Genomic DNA, 466 nt, shown 5'->3' on the forward strand with positions numbered 1-466 from the left:
TGTAAGCACACCTGTTTTAGTTCCACGCACTTTTTGAGACTTCCGGGTTTTCGGCCATCAGCCGGTACTCTTCCGGCGTCAGGTTGTTCAGGGATTCATGAGGCCGCTCGTTGTTATATTCAGCCAGCCAGCGCTCCGTTATTTCTCGTACTTCATTCAGTGTTCTGAACAGGTAAAAATCCAGTATTTCTGTCCGGTATGTTCGGTTAAACCGTTCTATAAACGCGTTCTGTGTTGGCTTACCCGGCTTGATAAATTCCAGCATCACACCATGTTCTTCGGCCCATTGCGCCAGTGCCAGTGAGACCAGTTCTGGCCCGTTATCCATCCGCATCTTCAGCGGATAGCCGCGGTTTGCCACTATCCTGTCTAGCACTCTCACGACGCGTTGCGCCGGGATATTCAGGTCAATTTCTATCGCCAGCGCTTCACGGTTAAAATCATCCACCACATTGAAGGTCCGGAA

1 protein-coding gene is annotated in these 466 nt (G+C 50.4%); it reads right to left on the bottom strand.

Going from position 1 to position 466, the window contains the following annotated elements; genetic code table 11:
* Positions 1 to 16: 16 nt before the first annotated feature.
* The coding region (locus tag J1781_RS00405) for an integrase core domain-containing protein (protein ID WP_217233021.1) at positions 17 to 466 on the bottom strand (450 nt) is incomplete at its 5' end.

Origin of the sequence: Rahnella perminowiae (assembly GCF_019049695.1) — a bacterium.
GTDB classification, from domain to species: Bacteria; Pseudomonadota; Gammaproteobacteria; order Enterobacterales; family Enterobacteriaceae; genus Rahnella; species Rahnella perminowiae.